Genomic DNA, 13,237 nt, shown 5'->3' with positions numbered 1-13,237 from the left:
CCCCCGGCCCGCACCTCGCCCCTGCCGTCAGGCCGTCCGGCCGTCCGTGCCGTTGACGATGACCTCGGCCGCGGCGAGGCCGCAGACGCGGGCCGCGCCGTGGGTGGCGATGTGCAGGGCGCCCCGGGGGGCCGCCTGCGGGACGCCCATCTCGACGACGACGGTGCCGGGCCGCCGCGCGACCAGGGCGTCGAGCGCCTCGCCCATCCAGGCGTGGCGGTGGACGTCGCGGACCACGACGACGAGCGGCCGCTCCCCCGCGGCCCTCAGCACGGCCGCGGCCGGGTCCTCGGTCTCGCCGCCGTACGTACCGGTCTCCGTGCCCGGCACCAGGCGGGCCAGCTCGGCGGCGACGCCCCAGGGGGTCTCGTCGCCGACGGCGATGTTCGACGCGGAGGTGAACGCGGCGACGTACGCGGGCGTGTTCAGCGGGGCGGCCGAGCCGGTCACCAGGACCGCCCGGCGGGCGGCGACCAGGCCGATGCCGGAGCCGGTCGCGGTGCCGGGCACGGTCCCCTCCCGCGCTGCCGCGCCCGACCCCGTACCGGTCGCCCCGGCCTGCTGCGTCCAGGACGCCAGGGCACGTACCCGTGCGGCCGCGTCCGCGAGCCGCTCCTCGGCGAGTTCGCCGCTGTGCACGGCGCGGACCAGCGCGTCGCGCAGCCGCACCACGGTGCCCTCGTCCTCCAGGCCGCCGCCGACGCAGAGCGCGTCGGCGCCCGCCGCGATGGCGAGGACGGAGCCCTGCTCGATGCCGTACGTCGCGGCGATGGCCTGCATCTCCACGGCGTCGGTGACGATCAGTCCGTCGTAGCCCAGCTCCTGGCGGAGCAGTCCGGTGAGGATCCGCGGGCTGACGGTGGCGGGGCGGTCCGGGTCGAGCGCCGGCAGCAGGATGTGCGCGCTCATCACGCACTTGGAGCCGGCCGCGATGGCCGCCCGGAACGGCACCAGCTCGCGGGCGTGCAGGGTCTCCAGGTCGACGTCGATGCGCGGCATCGCGTGGTGCGAGTCGATCGCGGTGTCGCCGTGCCCCGGGAAGTGCTTGGTGCAGGCGGCGACGCCGGAGGACTGGAGGCCCTCGATGTACGCGGCGGTGTGCCGGGCGACCAGCTCGGTGTCGGCGCCGAAGGCGCGTACGCCGATGATCGGGTTGCCCGGGTTGGAGTTGACGTCGGCGGACGGCGCCCAGTTGAGGTTGACGCCGCACTCGGCGAGCCGGCGGCCCAGTTCCCGGGCGACATCGCGGGTCAGGCCGAGGTCGTCGACATGGCCGAGGGCGAGGTTGCCGGGGAAGGAGGAGCCGGTGCGGACCTCCAGGCGGGTGACGTCGCCGCCCTCCTCGTCGATCGCGACGAGGAGGTCCTCGCGCTCGGCCCGGAGCTGGGCGGTGAGCGCGGTGACCTGCTCGGCCGTCCGGATGTTGCGGCCGAAGAGGGCGACGGAGGCGAGGCCCTCGTCGACCCGGCGCAGCACCCACTCGGGGGCGGTGGTGCCGGTGAATCCGGGCTGGAGGACGGCGAGTGCGTCCCGGGTGACGGTGTCCGTGGCGGATATCGAGGTGGTCATGAATGCGTTATCCCTTCACGGCGCCGTCGGTGAGGCCGCTGACGGCCTTGCGCTGCAGGAAGACGAAGAGGATGAGGATCGGGACGGCGAAGATCGAGGCGGCCGCCATGGTGGCGCCCCAGTCGTCGCCGAACTGGCTCTGGAACTGCGAGAGCCAGAGCGGCAGCGTCTTGGCCTCGGGGTCCTTGTTGAGGATGAGGACCAGCGGGAACTCGTTCCACGCGGTGATGAAGCCGAAGAGCGAGGTGGCCATCAGACCGGGGGCGAGCAGCGGCAGGATGACCTTGACGAAGGCCTGCCGGCGGGTGCAGCCGTCGACCATGGCGGACTCCTCCAGTTCCTTGGGCACCGCGGCAACGTAGCCGCGCAGCGTGAGGATCGTGAAGGGGAGCACCATCACCATGTAGAAGAGCGTCAGCGGGAGCAGGCTGTTCAGCATGTCGGCGTCGCGGACCAGGATGTAGATCGCGATGACCATGACTTCCCAGGGCGCCATCTGGGCCAGCATGAAGGTCACGATCAGGCCCTTGCGGCCCTTGAACCGCATGCGCGCCAGGGCGAACGAGGCGAAGAGCGCGATGATCAGCGAGAACACCACGGAGCACACGGTGACGATCAGCGAGTTCCTGACCATCGTCAGGAAGTGGTCGGCCTGGACGGCCGTCTTGAAGTGCTCGAAGGTGATCTCGGTGGGGAACCAGACCGGGGTCTCGGTGATGATGTCGCCGGTCGGCTTGAAGGCCGTGCTGAACATCCAGTAGACGGGGAAGACGAGCCCGACGAAGAGGAGGACGGCGATGGCGTTGGGCCAGATGCGGCCGAAGAGCGAGCGCTTCACAGCTCGTCCTCCTCTTGCTTGAGAACGATGCGGAGGTAGTACGCGGTCAGCCCCAGCATGATCAGGATGGTGAGCAGGGAGATCGCGGCGCCCATGCCGTAGTGCTGGTTGCCGACACCCTCGACGAACGCGTAGATCGGCAGCGTCTCGGTGAGGCGGTTGGGTCCGCCCCCGTTGATGATGTAGATCTGCGGGAACGCCTTGAAGACCCAGATGACTTCGAGGAAGGTCGTGGCGTAGAGGAAGGGCCGCAGGAACGGCATGGTCACGGAGGTGAAGCTCTTCCAGGGACCGGCGCCGTCGAGGGAGGCCGCCTCGTACAGTTCCTTGGGGATGGTCGTGGTCGCGGCGTAGAGGTTGATCGCCACGAAGGGGATCGATCCCCAGACGATCATCAGGGTGACCACGAAGAACGTGGAGAACTGCGAGCCGGTCCAGTTGTAGTCGGCCATCGAGTGCCAGCCGAGCTTGTCCAGGACGTAGTTGACGACCCCGAAGCGCGAGGCGAACAGCCACTGGTACACCGTCGACGAGGCCACGATCGGCATGGCCCAGGCGAGCACCAGCCCGAGCATCAGGGCCAGGCGCATCTTCTTGCCGAGGCGGGCGAGCAGCAGGCCGACCAGGGTGCCGAGGAGCATGATCAGCGCGACGTTGACGCCGGTGAACACGATCGTACGGAGGGTGACCTTCCAGAAGTCCTCGCCGGTGAGGATGTCCTGGTAGTTCTCGAAGCCGTTCCACTCGGTGACATGCTGGATCAGCTGTCCCATGTTGAGGTTCTGGAACGACAGCATGGCGTTCTTCACCAGGGGGTACCCGAGGAAGACCGCCGTCACCGCGAGCGCGGGAACCATCAGCAGGTACGGCGCGGCGCCGATACCCACTCTCCGCTTCTTCCCCCCGTGCTGCCCGACGGGTGGTATCCCGTCCCGGCCGCGGACCGCGGCCGTCTTGGCCACGTCCGAGGGATCGGTCTGCACTGCCATGCTCGCCATCTCTTCCAACAAAGCCCTACACGGAACGATGCGTACGGCCGGGGGCGGCGGGCCGGAACCCGCCGCCCCCGGCGCGGGACGCGCTGGCTGCGAACTACTGCTGCTGGCTGAGGCGCTTGTTGAGCTCGCCCTCGACCTGCTTGGCGGCGTCGGCGGGCGACTTACCCTGCAGGACCAGCGTCATGTAGGTCTTGATCGGGTTCGGCGGGTTCTCGACCGGCGCCCACTCCGGGATCAGCGGCGTGGTGCCGCCGGACTTGGCGGCGGCGGGGCCGGCGGCCTCGGCGGCGGGCTGGCCGACGGTGTACTTCTGCATGGCGTCGTTCTTGGGAGACCAGCCGGCCTCCTTGATGAGCGCGCCGTCGTTCTGCTCGGAGAGCGCGATCTTCAGGAACTCCTTGGCCAGCTCCTGCTTCTTGCTGCCCGCGGCGACGGCGAGGTTGGAGCCGCCGAGGAAGACGCCCTCGGGCTTGTCGGCGGTCTCACCGGGGATGGTGAAGAAGCCGATGTCGTCCTTGAGCTTCGGGTTGGCCTTGATGGCGGTGCCGGCCTCGTAGCCCATGGCGATGATGGCGCCGGTCTTGCCCTTGGCGAAGACCTCGGCCTGCTGCGGGGTGGCCTCGTCCTTGTCCTTGGGGGCCTTGGAGTAGGACTGGTACTTCTTGTACACGTCCATGGCCTCGGCGACCTTCGGGTCGGCCAGGTTGGAGACGTACTTGTCGCCTTCCTTCTTGACCGGGGAGACGTCCTTGCCGACGAGCAGGCCGTCGAAGAAGTACCAGTTCTGGCCGGGCAGGTAGATCGGCTCGGCGTCGCCCTTCTTCTCGATGGCCTCGAAGGCCTTGAAGAGGTCGGCGCGGGTCTTCGGCGTCTCGGTGATACCGGCGTCCTTGAAGACCTTCTTGTTGTACATGACGACGCGGTTGCCCACGTACCACGGCAGGGCGTACTGCTTGCCGTCGTAGATGGAGGGCTGGTTGACGCCGTCGGCCCAGGCGGAGCCGATCTCCTTCTTGAGGTCGCCGAGGTCGGCGAGGCCGCCGGTCTTGGCGTAGGCCGGGGTCTGGGTGTTGCCGATCTCCAGGACGTCCGGCGGGTTGGACTCGGAGAGGGCGGTGGTGACCTTCTGCTGAATTCCGTTCCAGTCCTGGACTTCGATCTTCAGCTTGGCCTTGGTCTTCTTCTCGAATTCCTCGGTGACCGTCTTGGTCCACCCGGGCGGGTTCGAGCCGGACATCGTCCAGACCGTCAGGGTCTCGCCCTTGTAGGCGTCCGGGCCGGACTTCTTGCCGCTGTCCCCACCGTCGTCGGAGCCGCACGCGGCGAGGCCGATCATCATGCCCGCGACGCCGATCGCCGCGATGAGCTTGCGCTTCACGCCAAACCCTCCTCAGGGATACTGCAACCCCGCCCACCGCGAAGACATTCGACGAGTACTGCTGGGGCTGGACCTGGTCTTTAATGGTTTAGACCAGTACCGGGAGCTTGGCCTAGACCTTTTGGGGTGTCAAGGGTGTATAAGAAGTGCACTCGCGTCCGTTATAGGACCGACACCTAAGGGAGGGCGACCAGCCGTGACGGGACCGTGCCACCATGTGAGCCGCGACAGACGGAGGAGCCGGTGACGGCAGCAACGCAAGCGTCGGGAAGGCGGACCATGGGTGCCGACGGGGGCAGTACGGAGAACGAGACGGGCGCGGCCACACGAACGGCACGCGTCCCGAAGTACTACCGGCTGAAGCGACATCTGCTGGACATGACGGACACCATGCCGCCGGGCACCCCCGTGCCCCCGGAGCGCACCCTGGCGGCCGAGTTCGACACCTCGCGCACCACCGTGCGCCAGGCGCTCCAGGAGCTGGTCGTCGAGGGCCGGCTGGAGCGCATCCAGGGCAAGGGCACCTTCGTGGCCAAGCCGAAGGTCTCCCAGGCCCTCCAACTCACCTCGTACACCGAGGACATGCGCGCCCAGGGCCTGGAGCCGACGTCCCAGCTGCTGGACATCGGCTACGTGACGGCCGACGACACCCTCGCCGGGCTGCTCGACATCAACGCCGGCGGCCGGGTGCTGCGGATCGAGCGGCTCCGGCTGGCCAGCGGCGAGCCAATGGCGATCGAGACCACTCACCTTTCGGCCAAGCGCTTCCCGGCGCTCCGCCGCTCGCTGGTGAAGTACACCTCTCTGTACACCGCGCTGGCCGAGGTCTACGACGTACGGCTGGCCGAGGCGGAGGAGACCATCGAGACCTCCCTGGCCACCCCGCGCGAGGCCGACCTGCTCGGCACCGACGTGGGCCTGCCGATGCTGATGCTCTCCCGGCACTCGGTGGACGGGCGGGGCGAGCCGGTGGAGTGGGTGCGCTCGGTCTACCGCGGTGACCGGTACAAGTTCGTGGCGCGGCTCAAGCGGCCCACCGACTGACCCGCGGGCCACCCCGCCGCCGATCCGCGCCGGGACGGGACCGAGTACGCCTCAAGGTCGTTTTCCGGCCACTCCTGTCCCTGTCATCACCCCTCGGGCCCCTGTGGAACGCACCACTCCGCAGGGGCCTTCCGGGTGCATTGGTCCGGGCCAACGCCCGCTCGTATGACGCGATTCCGCATATACGTACCAACCGGTCGGACCGTTGCCGGACCGCAATGCGGACAGGGGGTGACGGTGACCGGAACCTCCCCTAGATTTCCTGCGCATTACAAGGGTGATCAGCGAGGGGACGGAGTCGCCGCATGTCAGTGGAACCAGAGGAAAAACCACCCATCGTCACACCGGTCAGAGTGGTCATCGCCCTCTGTCTCGTCGCGCCGTTCGTGGCGATGCTCTGGGTGGGTTCGTACGCGAAGGTGGACCCCACCTTCATCGGTATCCCGTTCTTCTACTGGTACCAGATGCTCTGGGTGCTGATCTCCACCGCGCTCACGATGATCGCGTACAAGCTGTGGCAGCGCGACCAGCGCGCCCGCAAGGGGGGTGAGCAGGCATGAAGGACGGTGTGAACGGCGTCGCGCTCGGCGTCTTCATCTTCTTCTTCGTGGCCGTCACGGTCATGGGCTTCCTGGCGGCCCGCTGGCGCAGGGCCGAGAACGAGGCCAGCCTCGACGAATGGGGCCTGGGCGGCCGGTCGTTCGGCACCTGGGTCACCTGGTTCCTGCTCGGCGGCGACCTGTACACGGCGTACACCTTCGTCGCCGTGCCGGCGGCGATCTACGCGGCGGGCGCGGCGGGCTTCTTCGCCGTGCCGTACACGATCCTGGTGTACCCGCTGATCTTCACCTTCCTGCCCCGGCTGTGGTCGGTCTCGCACAAGCACGGCTACGTCACCACCTCGGACTTCGTCCGCGGGCGCTTCGGCTCGAAGGGGCTGTCGCTGGCGGTCGCCGTCACCGGCATCCTCGCCACCATGCCGTACATCGCGCTCCAGCTCGTCGGCATCCAGGCGGTGCTGGACGTGATGGGCGTCGGCGGCGGCGAGAACACGCACTGGTTCATCAAGGACCTGCCGCTGCTGCTCGCGTTCGCGGTGCTCGCCGCGTACACCTACTCCTCCGGGCTGCGTGCGCCCGCGCTGATCGCGTTCGTCAAGGACGGGCTGATCTACCTGGTCATCGCGGTGGCGATCATCTACATCCCGATCAAACTGGGCGGCTTCGACGACATCTTCGCCAAGGCGGGCGAGGCGTTCTCGCAGACCAGTCCGGCCACCGGCAAACCGCGCGGCGCGCTCGCACCGGGCGAGGCCGGCCAGTGGGGCTACGCGACGCTGGCCCTGGGCTCGGCGCTGGCGCTGTTCATGTACCCCCACTCCATCACGGCGACGCTCTCCAGCCGCAGCCGCAACGTGATCCGGCGCAACACCACGATCCTGCCGCTGTACTCGCTGATGCTCGGCCTGCTGGCGCTGCTCGGCTTCATGGCGATCGCCGCCGGGATCAAGGTGGACAACGGCCAGCTGGCCATCCCGCAGCTGTTCGAGAACATGTTCCCGGACTGGTTCGCGGGGGTGGCGTTCGCCGCCATCGGCATCGGCGCCCTGGTGCCCGCCGCGATCATGTCGATCGCGGCGGCCAACCTCTTCACCCGCAACATCTACAAGGACTTCCTGAAGCCGGACGCCACCCCGGAGCAGGAGACCAAGGTCTCCAAGCTGGTGTCGCTGCTGGTCAAGGTCGGCGCGCTGGCCTTCGTCCTCACCATGGACAAGACCGTCGCGATCAACTTCCAGCTGCTCGGCGGGATCTGGATCCTCCAGACGATGCCCGCCCTGGTCGGCGGACTGTTCACCCGCTGGTTCCACCGCTGGGCGCTGCTCGCGGGCTGGGCGGTCGGCATGGTGTACGGGACCGTCGCCGCGTACGGGGTCGCCTCGCCGACCCAGAAGCACTTCGGCGGTTCGTCGGCGGAGATCCCCGGCATCGGGGAGATCGGCTACATCGGCCTCACCGCGTTCGTGCTGAACGTGGTGGTGACGGTGGTGCTCACCTTCGTCCTGAACGCCGTGAACGCACCCGCCGGCACGGACGAGACCTCGCCGGCCGACTACACGGCCGACGCGGGCGACCCGGGCGTCGAGGCGGAGCTCCCGCCCGCCACCGCGGGCGCGCCGAGCGGCGGTCACTGACCGCCCCCGCCAGGCCCCGTACGGCCCCTCTCCGGGCCCCGGACGGCCCGTTCCCGCCCCTTCCCGAGGGGCGGGGGCGGGCCGCCGGCCTGTCCGGGAACGGCTCGCGACTCGGTCGGCCGACACAACATCTGGGGGCTGTCCCATCGGACGGCCCCCACATGTATGCTCGTCCTCGCTGTCGCCGCAGGGGAATCCGGTGCGAATCCGGAACTGTCCCGCAACGGTGTATCCGGTGCGCTTTTGTGCACCCCGAGTCAGTCCGACGACCTGCCGACAGCGCATCCGGCTCGACCGATCCGGATGCCCAGACGTCCGGGCCTCGTGGTTGGGCCGGTGGACGCCGCGCGGAGTTCCGACCCGGCCCGGGTGCGCCTTCGCGGGCTGCCCCCGTTCCCCCGACGGCCCCGAGCCGAGCGTGGGAGAGCATCACGTGACCATCGCGCCAGCCGATCCGGCTTCAGTCGCCGCGCCCGTGGCCGCCGAGTCCGAGGCAGCCGCACAGGACGGTCCCGGAGCGGCGCTGCTGCGGACCCTGACCGCCCTCACCGCCGATCTGCCCGACACCGACCCCGGCCGGGTCGCCGCCGCCGCCCTGCGCGGCCGCAGCGCGCGGGCGGACGGGGCCGAGCTGCGTTCGCTGGCCACCGAGGCGGCCGCGGGCCTGATCTCCGAGGACCCCGCGTACTCCCGGCTGGCGGCCAGGCTGCTGACCCTCGCCGTCGCGGACGAGGCGGCGGGCCAGGGCGCGGACTCCTTCTCCGCCTCGGTCGCCGTGGGGCACCGCGAGGGCCTGATCGCGGACCGCACCGCCGCCTTCGTCGCCCGGCACGCGGCCGCCCTGGACGCGCTGGTGGAGCGTTCGCTCGCGGACGGCGCCGACGACCGCTTCGGCTACTTCGGGCTGCGGACCCTGCACAGCCGCTACCTGCTGCGCCACCCGCACACCCGCCAGGTCGTCGAGACCCCCCAGCACTTCATGCTCCGGGTGGCCTGCGGGCTCGCCGAGGACGAGTCGCAGCGCGCCCTGGACGAGGTGGCGGCGCTGTACGGGCTGATGAGCCGGCTCGACTACCTGCCCTCCTCCCCCACCCTCTTCAACTCCGGCACCCGGCACCCGCAGATGTCCTCCTGCTACCTGCTGGACTCGCCGCTGGACGAGCTGGACTCGATCTACGACCGCTACCACCAGGTGGCCCGGCTCTCGAAGCACGCGGGCGGCATCGGCCTCTCGTACTCCCGCATCCGCTCCCGCGGCTCGCTGATCCGCGGCACCAACGGGCACTCCAACGGCATCGTGCCGTTCCTGAAGACGCTGGACGCCTCGGTCGCCGCGGTCAACCAGGGGGGCCGCCGCAAGGGCGCCGCCGCCGTCTACCTGGAGACCTGGCACGCGGACATCGAGGAGTTCCTGGAGCTGCGCGACAACACCGGCGAGGACCAGCGGCGCACGCACAACCTGAACCTGGCGCACTGGATCCCGGACGAGTTCATGCGCCGGGTCGAGGCGGACGCCGAGTGGTCGCTGTTCTCGCCGGTCGACGTGCCCGGGCTGGTCGACCTGTGGGGCGACGAGTTCGACGCCGCGTACCGGGCCGCGGAGGCCGCCGGGCTGGCCCGCAGGACGCTCCCGGCCCGCGAGCTGTACGGCCGGATGATGCGCACCCTCGCCCAGACCGGCCAGGGCTGGATGACCTTCAAGGACGCCTCCAACCGGACCGCGAACCAGACCGCCGAGCCGGGCAGCGTCGTCCACTCCTCCAACCTGTGCACCGAGATCCTGGAGGTCACCGACGACGGCGAGACCGCCGTCTGCAACCTGGGCTCGGTCAACCTCGGCGCGTTCGTCGCCGACGGCGACATCGACTGGGAGCGGCTGGACGCCACCGTCCGTACCGCGGTGACCTTCCTGGACCGGGTCGTCGACATCAACTTCTACCCGACCGAGCAGGCGGGCCGCTCCAACGCCCAGTGGCGCCCGGTGGGCCTGGGCGCCATGGGGCTCCAGGACGTCTTCTTCCAGCTGCGGCTGCCCTTCGACTCCCCCGGGGCGCGGGCCCTGTCCACGAAGATCTCCGAGCGGATCATGCTCGCCGCCTACGAGGCGTCCTGCGCGCTCGCGGAACGCTCCGGCCCGCTGCCCGCCTGGGAGCGCACGCGCGCGGCGCGCGGGGTGCTGCACCCCGACCACTACGCCACCGAGCTGAACTGGCCGGAGCGCTGGGAGGCGCTGCGCGCCCGGGTCGCGAAGTCCGGGATGCGCAACTCGCTGCTGCTGGCCATCGCGCCGACCGCGACGATCGCCTCGATCGCCGGCGTGTACGAGTGCATCGAGCCGCAGGTCTCCAACCTGTTCAAGCGCGAGACGCTCAGCGGCGAGTTCCTCCAGGTCAACGCCTACCTGGTGGAGGAGCTGAAGCAGCTCGGCGTGTGGGACGCGCGGACCCGTGAGGCGCTGCGCGAGGCGAGCGGCTCGGTGCAGGGCTTCGCCTGGATTCCCGAGAACGTACGGGCGCTGTACCGCACGGCGTGGGAGATCCCGCAGCGCGGCCTGATCGACATGGCGGCGGCCCGTACGCCGTTCCTGGACCAGAGCCAGTCGCTGAACCTGTTCCTGGAGACGCCGACGATCGGCAAGCTCTCCTCGATGTACGCGTACGCCTGGAAGCAGGGGCTGAAGACGACGTACTACCTGCGTTCGCGCCCGGCGACCCGGATCGCCCGCGCGGCGTCCGGACAGGCCGCGGCCACCGCCCCCGTTCCCGTGCAGCAGGCGTCGGCACCCGACGCGGACGCGATCGCCTGCTCCCTCGAAAACCCCGAGTCCTGCGAGGCCTGCCAGTAATGAGCTCCACCAACTCCGAGAAGAACCTGCTGGACCCGGGCTTCGAGCTGACCCTGCGCCCGATGCGCTACCCGGACTTCTACGAGCGCTACCGGGACGCGATCAAGAACACCTGGACGGTGGAGGAGGTCGACCTCCACTCCGACGTCGCCGACCTCGCCAAGCTGTCCCCCGGCGAGCAGCACATGATCGGCCGGCTGGTCGCGTTCTTCGCGACGGGTGACTCGATCGTCTCCAACAACCTCGTGCTGACGCTGTACAAGCACATCAACTCCCCCGAGGCGCGGCTCTACCTGTCGCGGCAGCTCTTCGAGGAGGCCGTGCACGTCCAGTTCTATCTGACACTGCTGGACACGTACCTGCCCGACCCGGACGACCGGGCGGCGGCGTTCGACGCGGTCGAGGAGATCCCGTCGATCCGTGAGAAGGCGCGGTTCTGCTTCAAGTGGATGGACTCGGTAGAGAAGATCGACCGGCTGGAGACGAAGGCCGACCGCCGCCGCTTCCTGCTCAACCTGATCTGCTTCGCGGCGTGCATCGAGGGGCTGTTCTTCTACGGCGCGTTCGCGTACGTCTACTGGTTCCGCTCGCGGGGTCTGCTGCACGGTCTGGCCACCGGCACCAACTGGGTGTTCCGGGACGAGACGATGCACATGAACTTCGCGTTCGAGGTGGTGGACACCGTCCGCAAGGAGGAGCCCGACCTCTTCGACGACGAGCTCCGGCAGCAGGTCACCGACATGCTGAAGGAGGCCGTGGCGGCGGAGCTGCAGTTCGGCCGCGACCTGTGCGGTGACGGGCTGCCGGGCATGAACACCGAGTCGATGCGGCAGTACCTGGAGTGCGTCGCCGACCAGCGCCTGACCCGGCTGGGCTTCCCGCCGGTCTACGGCTCGGAGAACCCGTTCTCGTTCATGGAGCTCCAGGGCGTGCAGGAGCTGACGAACTTCTTCGAGCGCCGCCCGTCCGCGTACCAGGTGGCCGTGGAGGGCTCGGTCGCCTTCGACGACGACTTCTAGGCCGGTACGGGTTCGGGGCCGGTCCTGCCGCGTGGCGGCGGGGCCGGCCCCTTGCCGTACGTGTCCCCCGGGGGGTGCGGGCCCCGGACACGGCATCAGACGCGGGCCCAGCTTCTGATGTACGGGCGCCTCGGGACGGGTGCGGGCTCCGTCCCGGCGGCGCGGAGCTCGCGGTCGATGCGGCGTTCCCGGGCGAGCCCGGCCAGGGTGGGCGCCAGGAAGAGGAGGACGAGAAGGGATATGCCGAGGACGTTCTGGATCGCGTTCATGGCTTCACTCTCGTCCGCGGCGACGGATCGCGGCAGTGGCAGGACTGTCATGGAACCTCGAATTACTGCCACACTGGTGTCATGCTGAAGAATGTCGCCGTTCTGCTCCTCGACGAGGTCCACCCCTTCGAGCTGGGGGTGCTGTGCGAGGTCTTCGGGCTCGACCGCAGCGAGGAGGGGCTGCCGGCCCACGACTTCGCGGTGGTCTCCGCCGAGGGCCCGGTGCTGCACACCCACGCCGGTTTCACCCTCAGCACCCCGCACGGCCTCGACCGCCTGGAGGAGGCCGACCTCATCGCGGTCCCCGCGGGCGGCCACTACGTGGACCGGGAGTACCCCGAGGAGGTCCTCGACGCCCTGCGACGGGCGGTGGACCGGGGCGCCCGCGTGCTGAGCGTCTGCTCCGGCGCGTACGTCCTCGGCGCGGCCGGACTGCTGGACGGGCGCCGCTGCACCACCCACTGGCGCCACACGCAGGAGCTGGCCCGCCGCTACCCCCGGGCCGTCGTCGAGCCCGACGTGCTGTACGTGGACGAGGGCCCGATCATCACCTCGGCGGGCACGTCGGCCGGGATCGACGCCTGTCTGCATCTGATCCGGCAGGCCTACGGCCCGGACACCGCCAACGCGCTCGCCCGCCGCATGGTGGTGCCGCCGCACCGGGACGGCGGCCAGGCCCAGTACATCGAACGTCCGCTGCCCCGCACCTCCTGCGACACCGTCGGCGAGACGCTCGTCTGGATGGAGCGCCACCTCGACCGGGAGATGACCGTCGAGCAGCTGGCCGCGCAGGCCCACATGTCGCCGCGCACCTTCGCCCGCCGCTTCCACCAGGAGACCGGCACCACGCCGTACCGCTGGCTGCTGCGCCAGCGGGTCCTGCTGGCCCAGCACCTGCTGGAGACGTCCGACGAGACGGTGGACACCATCGCGAGGCGCGCCGGTTTCGGGACGGCCGCGGCCCTGCGCCACCAGTTCGTACGCGCCCTGGGTACCACGCCGAACATGTACCGCCGCACCTTCCGCGGGCCGGGGGCCGCCGCCGAAGTGGCCTGATCCCCGGGGAACGGCCCCGCGGAAGGG

At 69.9% G+C, this 13,237-nt stretch carries 11 protein-coding genes and 1 riboswitch; of the genes, 6 read left to right on the top strand and 5 right to left on the bottom strand.

All coding sequences use genetic code 11. The features are described 5' to 3' along the window. Positions 1–27 precede the first annotated feature (27 nt). The 4 genes from ACFCV8_RS32160 to ACFCV8_RS32145 form a co-directional block, all read right to left on the bottom strand. The gene (locus tag ACFCV8_RS32160) at positions 28–1,569 is read right to left on the bottom strand and encodes a glycoside hydrolase family 3 protein (RefSeq protein WP_376689024.1); all 1,542 of its coding nucleotides are present in this window, start codon (positions 1,567–1,569) and stop codon (positions 28–30) included. Positions 1,570–1,576: 7 nt separating this feature from the next. Further along, positions 1,577–2,407: a carbohydrate ABC transporter permease gene (locus ACFCV8_RS32155; protein ID WP_376689023.1), complete on the bottom strand. Its 831-nt coding sequence runs from the start codon at positions 2,405–2,407 to the stop codon at positions 1,577–1,579. Then, positions 2,404–3,396 (bottom strand): carbohydrate ABC transporter permease, encoded by a 993-nt coding sequence (locus ACFCV8_RS32150; protein ID WP_376689022.1) that lies wholly within the window; start codon positions 3,394–3,396, stop codon positions 2,404–2,406. Before ACFCV8_RS32150 ends, ACFCV8_RS32155 begins: the two co-directional genes overlap by 4 nt. 103 nt (positions 3,397–3,499) lie before the next feature. Beyond that, positions 3,500–4,783 (bottom strand): extracellular solute-binding protein, encoded by a 1,284-nt coding sequence (locus ACFCV8_RS32145; RefSeq protein WP_376689021.1) that lies wholly within the window; start codon positions 4,781–4,783, stop codon positions 3,500–3,502. Between the two features lie 279 nt (positions 4,784–5,062). Here ACFCV8_RS32145 and ACFCV8_RS32140 point away from each other — a divergent pair, with 279 nt between their 5' ends. The 5 genes from ACFCV8_RS32140 to ACFCV8_RS32120 all read left to right on the top strand — a co-directional run bounded on the left by ACFCV8_RS32140 (position 5,063) and on the right by ACFCV8_RS32120 (position 11,885). Further along, positions 5,063–5,827: a GntR family transcriptional regulator gene (locus ACFCV8_RS32140; protein ID WP_376689020.1), complete on the top strand. Its 765-nt coding sequence runs from the start codon at positions 5,063–5,065 to the stop codon at positions 5,825–5,827. A gap of 305 nt (positions 5,828–6,132) precedes the next feature. Then, positions 6,133–6,387, top strand: coding sequence for a DUF3311 domain-containing protein (locus ACFCV8_RS32135; protein WP_376689019.1), 255 nt, complete (start codon positions 6,133–6,135; stop codon positions 6,385–6,387). Continuing rightward, positions 6,384–8,021: a monocarboxylate uptake permease MctP gene (mctP, locus tag ACFCV8_RS32130; protein WP_376689018.1), complete on the top strand. Its 1,638-nt coding sequence runs from the start codon at positions 6,384–6,386 to the stop codon at positions 8,019–8,021. Before ACFCV8_RS32135 ends, mctP begins: the two co-directional genes overlap by 4 nt. Positions 8,022–8,169: 148 nt before the next feature. Then, a riboswitch (cobalamin riboswitch) is annotated at positions 8,170–8,314 on the top strand. Between the two features lie 140 nt (positions 8,315–8,454). Then, on the top strand, positions 8,455–10,866 hold the full coding sequence (locus ACFCV8_RS32125) for a ribonucleoside-diphosphate reductase subunit alpha (protein ID WP_376689017.1): 2,412 nt from the start codon (positions 8,455–8,457) through the stop codon (positions 10,864–10,866). Next, positions 10,866–11,885, top strand: a complete 1,020-nt coding sequence (locus ACFCV8_RS32120; protein WP_376689016.1) for a ribonucleotide-diphosphate reductase subunit beta — start codon at positions 10,866–10,868, stop codon at positions 11,883–11,885. The genes ACFCV8_RS32125 and ACFCV8_RS32120 overlap by 1 nt, the downstream gene beginning before the upstream one ends. Positions 11,886–11,980: 95 nt before the next feature. On the opposite strand, the gene ACFCV8_RS32115 is transcribed toward ACFCV8_RS32120, so the two are convergent. Continuing rightward, positions 11,981–12,154 carry a hypothetical protein gene (locus tag ACFCV8_RS32115; protein WP_376689015.1) on the bottom strand — a complete coding sequence of 58 codons (174 nt, stop codon included), beginning with the start codon at positions 12,152–12,154 and terminating at the stop codon, positions 11,981–11,983. An 81-nt stretch (positions 12,155–12,235) separates the two neighbouring features. On the opposite strand from ACFCV8_RS32115, the gene ACFCV8_RS32110 reads away from it, so the two are divergent. Beyond that, a complete protein-coding gene (locus ACFCV8_RS32110) occupies positions 12,236–13,210 on the top strand; it encodes a GlxA family transcriptional regulator (protein WP_376689014.1) in 975 nt (324 codons plus the stop codon). Positions 13,211–13,237: the final 27 nt, after the last annotated feature.

It is taken from the genome of Streptomyces sp. NPDC056347, from assembly GCF_042262625.1.
Taxonomy (GTDB): Bacteria; Actinomycetota; Actinomycetes; order Streptomycetales; family Streptomycetaceae; genus Streptomyces.
Note: the sequence above shows the minus strand (reverse complement) of the source record. Positions and strands in the feature narration are given on the sequence as shown.

Coding starts and splice junctions, on each gene's coding strand:
- ACFCV8_RS32160 (WP_376689024.1), bottom strand. CDS start 1,569: ATGACCACCTCGATATCCGCCACGGACACCGTCACCCGGGACGCACTC.
- ACFCV8_RS32150 (WP_376689022.1), bottom strand. CDS start 3,396: ATGGCAGTGCAGACCGATCCCTCGGACGTGGCCAAGACGGCCGCGGTC.
- ACFCV8_RS32140 (WP_376689020.1), top strand. CDS start 5,063: ATGGGTGCCGACGGGGGCAGTACGGAGAACGAGACGGGCGCGGCCACA.
- ACFCV8_RS32135 (WP_376689019.1), top strand. CDS start 6,133: ATGTCAGTGGAACCAGAGGAAAAACCACCCATCGTCACACCGGTCAGA.
- mctP (WP_376689018.1), top strand. CDS start 6,384: ATGAAGGACGGTGTGAACGGCGTCGCGCTCGGCGTCTTCATCTTCTTC.
- ACFCV8_RS32120 (WP_376689016.1), top strand. CDS start 10,866: ATGAGCTCCACCAACTCCGAGAAGAACCTGCTGGACCCGGGCTTCGAG.
- ACFCV8_RS32115 (WP_376689015.1), bottom strand. CDS start 12,154: ATGAACGCGATCCAGAACGTCCTCGGCATATCCCTTCTCGTCCTCCTC.
- ACFCV8_RS32110 (WP_376689014.1), top strand. CDS start 12,236: ATGCTGAAGAATGTCGCCGTTCTGCTCCTCGACGAGGTCCACCCCTTC.